Origin of the sequence: Streptomyces sp. NPDC051636 (assembly GCF_044453765.1) — a bacterium.
Classification (GTDB): Bacteria; Actinomycetota; Actinomycetes; order Streptomycetales; family Streptomycetaceae; genus Streptomyces.
In genome coordinates this window covers 1-8,862 of the sequence record NZ_JBITDA010000066.1, presented here as the reverse complement: position 1 = coordinate 8,862, position 8,862 = coordinate 1, and the positions used below count along the sequence as shown (strand labels likewise).

Sequence of the window (8,862 nt, the reverse complement as noted above, 5' to 3'; positions counted from 1 at the left end):
CCTCGGCCATCTCCCCAGGTGTCACACCACCACAACGACACCCACAGCCCAACAGACATGCCACTCACGAGTGAAACTGACCAAGCCCTACTAGGGCGGGGCTGCAGCCGATGGCGGTGATCGCTGCGTGGGTGATGCCGTACAGGCAGGTGTTGGCTGCGGACAGGGCGCGGTTGACGGGGTCTTGGCTGTCCCAGTCTGCGGGGTCGTAGGAGCGTTTGAAGGGGCGCACCCGGTGTTGCTGGGCGAGGAGGCGGTACATCGCCTTCATCCGCTGGCCTTCCAGGCCGCGTAGTTGGGCGATGGTGGTGTCCTTGGGCGCGGTGTCGCCGAAGCGGTGGTTGTACATGCGTCGGGCGACGGCTGTGCGTTGGGTGTCGTCGGCCCAGGCCCGTACCTGTGTCTCGAGCCAGCGGTTGGGCATGCCGTCGGGGACGGTCGCCGCATAGCAGCGCACGCCTCCCGCGCCGATGCAGATCACGGTGGTTCCGTGGCGGGCCAGGGTGGACAGGGCGCGGGTGGTGATGGAGGTTCCAGGGCCGAGGAGCAGGCAGCTGAGGGCGGCTGTGGGGATGGCGACGCGGTGTGGTCCGGTCTTGGACTTGATGATGGCGTCGACGCCGGTGTCGTCCTGAACGATGCGGGCGGCGTCCAGGTAGAGGAAGGAGAGGGAGTCTGCGATGCGGGGGATCATCGCGGCGGCGGGTGCGGCCAGTTGGCGTCTGGCTCGTATGGGGGCGCTCATCGGGCGGCGGCGATGCTGAGCAGGCCGCAGCCGTACGCTTTACCGCGGCCGATGCCGGCGGTGATGCGTGCGATGAGGGCTTGGGTGTCGGTGATGGTTGCGGTGCCGTCGAAGCGGGTGCGTGCGTGGGTGATTCTCGCTTTGTCGCTGCCGCGTTCGCCGTGTGCGTCGCTGAGCCGGGTGCTCCTGGTGCTGTGCAGGGCCAGTCCGCTCTGGTGTGCTTGGCGGTCCCACCATTGTTCGGCTTCCTCGCCGTGGAGGGGGACGACCTGGCCGGGTCGGCCGGCGGTGGTGTTTTTCCCGAGTTTGCGGGTTGCGTTGGCGGTGAGCCGGTAGTGGACGAGGGTGCCGTTGCGGAGCGTATTGAGGAGCGGTGTGAGGGGTTTTGCCTGCGCGGTGCCGTAGGAGGGGGCGAGGCGGGAGAGGTCGGGTGGGGTTGCGCTTTGGACCAGGATGCTGAAGCCGTGTGGGGTCTCGTCCAGCCGGAAGAGCGTGCCGGTCTGGTGGCGGGCGTCCGCTCCGAGGCCGTCGGGGAAGAGGTGCATGACGCGGTGGTGCAGGCCGACCGCGCTGCGGATGTCGCGGCGGGCGTCGCGGTCGCGTGGATCGGGGACGATGCGGGTGAGCCACAGGGCGGTCTGCTGGTCGGGTTTCACGTCGGTGTCCATGAGGTTGGTGTTCACCGCAGGGCCTCCCGCTCGAGGTAGGTGCTGATGGCGGTCAGGTAGTCGCGGCCGAGTCCGGCGCACCTGTCGGCGGGGAGCGGCAAGGTGATGCGGTACTGGGTGCGGGAGCGGTAGCGGCGGTCGAGTGTGGTGAAGGAGACCGGCTCGTCGTGTGCGTCTTGGGTGAGTTCCTCGATGTCGGGGGCTGCCGCCGATTCTCCGGCCGCCGTGTGGAGCTGCTCTGTCAGGGGCTGGTCGGCGGTGAAGTCGACGGGCACGGGTTTGGCTGCGCCGTGGTGCGGGGCTGTGCGGGCGAGCGGGAGGCGCAGCAGGTGGGGGAGGATCGGGTGCTCGGTTTCGGCGAGCAGGACGGGGCCGCTGGGCGGGCAGGCACGGCGGCCGAGGAAGAGCGGCCATTGGGGGTTGCGCAGCGCGTGTGCGCTGTCCCTGAGGATTTGAGGGTTGCTGCTGGTGACGGCCACGGTGAAGGCGGCGTCCTGCAGGTAGTGGCGTTGGGAGACGAGGGTGGCGGTGTCGCCGCTGCGGCGTTTGCGTTCTGCGGTGGCGATGGTGAGGCGGCGGGGCATGCCGCCGCCGACTGTGTGGAAGTCCCGCAGTCGGGTGCCGGGCCGGTCGATGCGTACGGTGAAGCGCAGGGCGGTGAGGTCGTCGAGGGGGTGGTCGCGGTGGTGTCCCATGGCGGCGGCGATGAGTCCGATGAGGCCGGAGCGGGTGGGTGCGGCTGTGGTGTCGCGTGTGCTGAAGCGGGAGTTGCTTCCCCAGGACTGCAGCGGGCCGCTCAGGTGCAGCAGCAGTCCGCCGCGGTCGTTGGCGGCGGGCGCGGGGGGTGTCACTGGTTGTCTCCGGCGGGCAGGGCGGCGTCGGTGGCGGCTTGGATGAGGTCGTGGAAGGAGTCGGCGCGGGCGCCGAGCCCGGTGATGTCCTTGGCGGCCAGGGAGGCGTAGCCGCTGTAGGGGATGCCTGTGCCGCCGAGGAGCTTGTTGACGGCGGTGGCGTAGGCGTCGAGTTCGGCAATGGAAGGCTCGGTGTGCCCGCCGTCGCGGCCGGCCCGTACGGGCTGTTCGAAGGCGGAGGCGTATGAGATGGGGCGGTCGGTGCGCACGGCGAGGTGGAGCAGGGCGGGGATGGTGTGCGGGGCGGTGGAGTTCTTCTTGGCCTGCGGCAGCGACAGGACGGCCGCGTCCAGGAACCCGGTGACCAGTTCTCGTGCGGAGCCGGTGTCGTTAGCGAGGTTGCGGAGCAGTTCGCGGGTGTCGACGACGACGTAGCGGTAGAGCACGCCGGCGCTGTGCTCGGTGTTGCCCATATGCGCGCTGCCGGTGGTGTCGGCCCAGTCGCTGGTGACGTCGTCCACGGCACTGAAGTAGTCGATCTCGGTGTCGGTCTCGTGGGTGGTGAAGGCGTGCGCGACCTGGACGGCGCCGTCGACCTTGGCGTCGTCGACCTGGGTGAGCATGCGGCCGAAGAGATTGATGATGCCGTTGCGGGAGCGCAGGACCGCGTCGACGGCGTCGGTGGGAACGAGGGCGTCTTTCTGTTTGAGCGTCTTGCTGTCCTTCGCCGTTTCCAGTTCGCCGCGGTGCTGCTCCGCGAGGTCGGCGAGCTGGGTGACGGCGGTGTCCGGCACGTAGACCATGGCCGCGGAGGACCAGGCGTCGTCTTCCTTGTCCTTGCCCGGGGCTTCGCCGCCCACGCTGCTGGCGACGACGATGTGCTGGCCGGCTCGCCGGGCTAGTGGCTGCGGCCACCCGCGCTCGTCACTGAGGTGGCGTTCGATCCGCTCGGCCAGGCGCCGGGTGCGCAGCGCCTCCTGGCCGAGTTTGGTCTGCAGCCGCAGCCGCATGGCGCGCTTCCAACTCTGGCTGCTGACGCGCGTGCGGTTGACTCCGCCGAACTGGACCGTCTTCACGGAGTTGGTGTCGTCCCGGTTGAGGTTGGCGAACGGGATGCTCTGAAGGATGTGGGCCTCGATGAAGTGGCCGTGGGTCTGGGACATCGAAAAACTCCTGCAGGATGAGAAGAAGAAGGGGAAGCGGGTTCTACTGGGCGGCAGGCGCGGCGGCGCTGTGTTCTTCTCGGTCGGCGGCGTCGGCGCTGTGCTGGTCCCTGCGCAGCCGGGTGCGGTAGAACGCCTGCAGCCAGCGGCGTGTGATGCATGGCCGGTCGCGCTCCCAGAATGTGAGGTCGACGAGCAGTTGGGCCCAGTCGACGCCTTCCGGACGGCCGGCCAGGATCCTCACCGTGGAGGGCAGGTGCCGGTGCAGGCCGCCCACACTCTGCTTGGTCAGCAGCCGGAGCCGGGACTCGGCGCTGCTTTCCCGCATCAGGCCCGCCTCGACGGCCTGCGCGAGGCACTCGCCCAGGTTGCGGCGCGCCGTGCCCGGCATGGCCGAGGTCTGCGCGGGATGTGCCGGGGCGGACACCGGGCCGGGCACGGAGGCGATCATCGCAGCGATTGCGTAGTAGGCGCGTTCGGTGCTGTCGTAGTGCCGGTCCGGGACCGGTACGAGGTCGGCGATCACCCAGTGCATGCGGGCGCAGTCGTCGACGGGCCGGCCCAGGCCGCTGCGCAGGGCGGCCCGTTTGCCGGGATCGTCCTTGCACAGGGTCCGCACCTGGGCGACGAACCGGTGGGCGCGGGCGTGCGGGCCGGGCGGGTCCTCCGCGGGTGGCGTCTGGTGGGGAATGGCGGTCATGGCACCTTCTCGTAACAGGACATGAGGTTGCGGTGTGATGGGGCCGTGTGCCTGTTCAGGGCGGCGGGGCTCAGGCCGTCTTCTGCGCGACGGCAGAGGGAGTGCCGCGGGTCCCGCGCCGCCCTCCGTACAGCTCCAGGCGGGCGTGCTCGACGGCTCGCGCGCCCCGGGCCGTGCGGGCCGGGCCGGCGGTGACCTCGTCGTAGGCTTCCTCGGCCAAGCGGCGAAAGCCGCGCCAGGCGCCGTCGAAGTCCTCGGCCCGCACCCGTGTCCAGAACAACTGCTCGGCCCGTGGCCAGTAGTGAGCGGCGGCCTGCTCGGCCCAGGCGCAGTCCGCTATCTTCGCGTTGTTGATCTCGGCCCAGGCCCGTTTGACCGCGAGGCCGAGCCGGCGGCCGTACAGTTCCCCGGCGACGCGGAGGTCGCCGATACTGCGCGCGATCTGCGGGCGGCGCTCTTCCATCAGGTTCAGCAGCCGGGGCGTGCATGCCTGGACGAACTGCACGTCTTTGGTTTTGCCGTCCTGCTCGAAGCCGAGGGCGCGCACGCTGATGCGGTCGTCGTCCATGAGGTCGCCGACGGTGGCGAACACGGCCGGCCGGCGCGCGGCTTGAGAGCCGCTGGGTTCCTTGAGCAGGAGAGCGTCGATGTCCCGCCACAGGGCGCGACCGGAGTCGGCGGGCCGGGCATAGGGGTTTCCCTGCTGGCTGACCTGCCAGATCACGTACGCGTCGTTGGTCGGTGGCTTCTTCCCGCGGTGGCCCCAGGTGATGTAGGCATCCGTCACATGCCGGGCGTCGGCATCGGGGACGAGGAGCAGGGCGTGCTGCCAGCCGCCGGTCAGCCGGGACAACGGGCCCGCATAGGCGGTTGCCGGGGCAAGAGGGTCAGACGGTTGCTCGCGTTCCCAGGGGCACAGGGCCTGCTCTGGTCTGACCGTGCTCTCGGGCGGGACGAGGCCCGCCAGGAGCGTCTCCCACAGGTTCGCGCCCTCCGGGTGGAAGGAGAGAGTAGAACGCAGCGGGCCGGCGGAGGCATTGGCCTCGCTGGTGTCTGCCACTGTGCGGGTCGCGCAACGGCCGGAGGGTCCGTAGTACAGCCACATCAGCAGGTGGCTGACGGCCTCGGCGCAGTCGACGGGCGCAGGGGCGTCGTCGAAGTGGTGCCCGAACCAAGTGGAGTTGTTTCCAGCTGGGCGGCCGAGGACGAGTTTGTTCACGCCGGCCGCCTTGGGGCACTCGCCGGCCAGCCGCGGGTCCTGGAGGAACGGCTGCGGCCCGAACAGGTCGAAGCGTGCGGCCAGCGGATCGAGATACGCATCGACAGCGGCGGGATCGGGTCCGTTCTCCAGCAGTTCCGCGCGGCGGTCGAGCCACTCGTCGGGACCGTCCTGTGCCTGGTCGAGGCCGGTGACGCGGGCCGTGATCGCGTACAGGATGCGGTAAAGAGCGGACAGTGCGGGCGCCGGGCCTACTGCCAGGGCCCTGATCTGCCGCGCCTGTGTGAGCAGGGTCTTCAGCCCGACCGCCGGCGGGCGGTCCTGTGGGCCATCGGCCCACAGGACCGTCATCCAGTGCTCGGATAACAGGGAAAACTGCGAATGCTGGTCCACGAGGACGACCACCTCCTTGTTCGGTAGCCTCGTTTTGAGGTTCCTCGCGAGCGCGAGGGTGAGCCGCGATACTGCGCAAAAACCGTTTTCTTCGTGGTGCGGTTGCCTGGTCCCCGCGACAGCGGGGGTGAGCCGAACTCGTTCTGTCACCCGACGGAACCGACGGTAGCCAAAGAAGCCGAAGCGATACTGTGCTAACCGAGAATCAGCCCGAAGTCGCCATACCGGGCCGTTCCGCGCTGTACAGTGCCCCGCCACTCCCCCTTGGTCCGGCGGCGCATCGGAAGGATCTTCCAGTCCCTCAGGACCGCGTTCCTCTTCCACGCGTCAGGAAGCTCGAGCAGCTCAGCCCCTTCACGGAACCGACGCCCGGGCGCCGGGATCATGTACTGCGCAACCAGCCGCGCCCCGTCACGCCCCACTCGCGCCTCGCCGTTCAGGCCGGGCACCGGAATGCCGCCGCCCTCGTCCAGCGTCCACCTTCCGCTGTCCTGCTCGTACGCGCACATCACCCGCTCGGAGTCGGCACCCAGCCGCGTGGCGATCAGATCCTCGTCCACCGGTACCGGGCTCTCACTCAGCCGTCTCAGGTCCTGCCCGGTGTCCTTCGGGGCCGTCACCCGCACCATGTCCGCCAGTTGCACCTCGGCCGCCTCCTGCGCACGACGTGCAACGTCAGCGGCCTCCAGCTCCCTGCGGGACTCCGCATCAAGATCACCGCCGAACTCCTCGGCGTACACGGCGCCGACGAGCTCCTGCACATCCCCAGGCACATGCACCAGGCCCCCCGCACGCTGCGCCAGCAGCTCACTGGTACGCCGCAGCAGCGACTCGTGGTACACCGACCCCCACGCTTTCGGCTGCTCGAACTCCCCTTCGGCGTTCACTGGATTCAGCACCACGATCCGGGGATCACCAGCCGCCCAGGCCGGCCGCTGCCCACCGTGCAGGTCGTACCCGTTCAGCTTGTGGCGCTGGCAGCGGCCCGCGCGCTGCAGCAGAAGAGCCAGCGGTGCAATATCAGTGATCAGCAGGTCGAAATCGAGGTCGAGTGACTGCTCCACAATCTGTGTGGCGACCAGGATCGCCGCCCTGGGGCGCGGTCCCGTCTTCCCGAACGACGTCTCGCACACCTCAGTGATCCTGCGCCGGTCCCCCGCCCGGTAGCGGGAATGCAGCAGATGCAGATCGGGCACCTCGGCTCCTGAACCCGCGCGTTCGGTAAGCCACGCCTGGACAGCCGCAGCGGTCTCCTGCGCCTCGGCCACCGTTGTGCAGCAGACCAGTACGGTGCCACGGCAGTCCTCGACGACCGGCCGCAGCAACTCCTTGACCACCGACCAGCGATGCCGCACATCGCCTGCACCCGCATCCCGGCGGACCGGCAGCAGCCGGAACTCCAGCGCCCTCTCCCGCTCACTCGGCACCCCGCGCGGCTCACTCACAGCACCGCCGGGCGCCCCGTCGACGTAGACCCAGCCCGGGTAACGCGGCTGCAGGCTGGCCACCGGCAGCTCATCGGTTCGGCCGCATCCCCGCCGGTAGGCCTGCAGCAGCGACCCCGCCGTGCTCCCGGTCAGCGTCGCGGACAGCACCACCACCGGCGCTCCCATCGCACCGAGCCATTCCAGCAGCCGCAGCAGCAGAGCGTGCATCCACGGCCCGTACGCGTGCGCCTCGTCGATGACCAGGACCTTCCCCGACAGGGCCAGCATGCGCAGCACGTTGTACCGCAGAGGCAGAACCCCGGCCAGGGCCTGATCAATCGTGAACACACTGAGCGGAGCGAGCATCCCGCGCCGCGTCGCGTGCAGCCACCGGGCCGCCTCCACCGAGGCATGCGCACTGGAGAGCACCGGGCCGGCGGTGGCTGCGGAACCGGCCGCATCCGTGACAGCGTCCGCACTCAGCCAGGCCATGCTGTGCACCCGCGTCAGGGCAGCATCACCGTCGAGCGTCCGCTCGGCGAACGCCCGCACCCGCTCGTACATGGCGTCGGCCGTCGCCATCGTAGGCAACGAAAAACCGACACCGTTCGCGCCGGCAGCACGCATCAGCACACTTGCCCCGAACAGCGCCGCCTCGGTCTTGCCGTCACCCGGCGGAGCCGTCACCAGCAGAAGCCCCGGACCCCGCACCAGCTCCGGCAACTCCTTCACCAGGGACGCCTGCAACGCGTTCGGCTCGAAACCGAACATCTCCCTGAACGACAGCTCCCGAACGACGGCCCGGCCCAGACCCGCCTCACGCACCACCGCCGGAGCATCCTTCACCGAACGCTCCCAATGAGCCAGCAGCCCCTCGTCGTCAGCGCTCCAGCCCGAGGCGGGCATCCGCTGCGCGATGAAGACCTCCTGACTGGCCAGCCAATCCGCGACAATCACCAGCCCCGCGACAACCACAGCCACGGAAGCGGGCAGGTGTCGAGGCGGTACGACAGCGCTTCCCGTCATCCGCCTGACCACCTCGGCGTGAGCCCGGCACTGCTCCTCCCACACACCCAACCCGAGACCGGGATGATTCAGCCGCGGTCGGCGGGCCTGCTGCCGCGACATGGCCGGCCAGAACCGGCCGTGGTGGCCACCCAGCATCTGCGCGACCTGGTGCCCCACCCCACGGTGAGCACCCCGCGGGTGTGTTGGATAGCCGAACTCTTCGAAGATCCTCACCAGCACCCAGTGCGTGGCCTCGTCATGCCCCAGAGTCAGCGCATCACGCAGTTCCTCCACCGAAGCCGGCCCGTACGCAGAATCCGCAGCCTGCAACGCCTCATACAAATTGCTGCACTTGCGCTGGAACGCCGGACTGATCTTCCCGATGTCGTGCAACCCAGCCCACAGGCAGACCAGTCGCCGCAATTCAGCGGCCTCAACCCCCACCTCGCCGCTGAGCCGCTCGACGGCCTCATGACCCAGCAGACCGTCCCACAGCGCACCAGCCATAGCAGCCGTATCCAGCAAATGGCACACCACGGGATACGCACGCGGCAACCCATGCTGCTTTCCCCACAGTTGGGGATCGACGGGCGCTAGTAGCGCGTCGCTGCTTAATTGCGGCGTGTCTGGTGGGTTCCTCCTTCCCTTTTGCCGGACAGGACTCCGTCATGGGTTCACAGAAGAAGCG

The 8,862-nt window shown here is 69.3% G+C and carries 6 protein-coding genes and 1 pseudogene; all 7 read right to left on the bottom strand.

The window, feature by feature from the left end:
• Positions 1-91 precede the first annotated feature (91 nt).
• Positions 92-745 (bottom strand): annotated as a pseudogene (cas1e, locus tag ACIBBH_RS41945) (type I-E CRISPR-associated endonuclease Cas1e); the annotation flags it as partial.
• Positions 742-1,428, bottom strand: a complete 687-nt coding sequence (gene cas6e / locus ACIBBH_RS41940) for a type I-E CRISPR-associated protein Cas6/Cse3/CasE (RefSeq protein ID WP_399414190.1) — start codon at positions 1,426-1,428, stop codon at positions 742-744. The pseudogene cas1e and the gene cas6e, both read right to left, overlap by 4 nt.
• Positions 1,425-2,264: a type I-E CRISPR-associated protein Cas5/CasD gene (gene cas5e / locus ACIBBH_RS41935; protein WP_399414188.1), complete on the bottom strand. Its 840-nt coding sequence runs from the start codon at positions 2,262-2,264 to the stop codon at positions 1,425-1,427. Before cas5e ends, cas6e begins: the two co-directional genes overlap by 4 nt.
• Complete coding sequence (cas7e, locus tag ACIBBH_RS41930) at positions 2,261-3,427, bottom strand: type I-E CRISPR-associated protein Cas7/Cse4/CasC (RefSeq protein ID WP_399414186.1); 1,167 nt, start codon at positions 3,425-3,427, stop codon at positions 2,261-2,263. Before cas7e ends, cas5e begins: the two co-directional genes overlap by 4 nt.
• Positions 3,428-3,470: 43 nt before the next feature.
• Positions 3,471-4,127: a type I-E CRISPR-associated protein Cse2/CasB gene (gene casB, locus ACIBBH_RS41925; RefSeq protein ID WP_399414184.1), complete on the bottom strand. Its 657-nt coding sequence runs from the start codon at positions 4,125-4,127 to the stop codon at positions 3,471-3,473.
• Positions 4,128-4,197: 70 nt separating this feature from the next.
• Positions 4,198-5,739: a type I-E CRISPR-associated protein Cse1/CasA gene (gene casA, locus ACIBBH_RS41920; RefSeq protein WP_399414182.1), complete on the bottom strand. Its 1,542-nt coding sequence runs from the start codon at positions 5,737-5,739 to the stop codon at positions 4,198-4,200.
• Positions 5,740-5,933: 194 nt separating this feature from the next.
• Complete coding sequence (gene cas3, locus ACIBBH_RS41915; protein WP_399414192.1) at positions 5,934-8,750, bottom strand: CRISPR-associated helicase Cas3'; 2,817 nt, start codon at positions 8,748-8,750, stop codon at positions 5,934-5,936.
• Positions 8,751-8,862 lie beyond the last annotated feature (112 nt).

What these genes read in the sequence shown, in the direction of transcription:
- casB (WP_399414184.1), bottom strand. Translation starts at nt 4,127, where the DNA reads ATGACCGCCATTCCCCACCAGACGCCACCCGCGGAGGACCCGCCCGGC.
- cas7e (WP_399414186.1), bottom strand. Translation starts at nt 3,427, where the DNA reads ATGTCCCAGACCCACGGCCACTTCATCGAGGCCCACATCCTTCAGAGC.